Origin of the sequence: Thalassobellus sediminis (assembly GCF_044386045.1) — a bacterium.
GTDB lineage: Bacteria > Bacteroidota > Bacteroidia > Flavobacteriales > Flavobacteriaceae > Thalassobellus > Thalassobellus sediminis.
On the sequence record NZ_JBISCD010000002.1, the window covers coordinates 1 to 201 of the forward strand.

1 protein-coding gene is annotated in these 201 nt (G+C 39.3%); it reads right to left on the reverse strand.

Annotation, left to right across the window (positions count from 1 at the left end; genetic code table 11):
- Nucleotides 1-201: hypothetical protein (locus tag ACH5TW_RS00035; protein WP_439334430.1), on the reverse strand; the 201-nt coding region annotated here is incomplete at both ends.

Genomic DNA, 201 nt, shown 5'->3' on the forward strand with positions numbered 1-201 from the left:
CAAGCATTCACAGTAAGATCTTGAACATCACTAATTGTTAACGCATCAGCAGGAGTTACTGTAAATGTAGCTGTATCTTGTCCAGACTCACATAAGTCCGTTACATTATAAGTTACACTCGTATTACCACCCTCACATAAAACAGGAGCAGTAAGTGCACTAATATCTGTAGCTTGTGGATCACAACCACCAGTTACACTA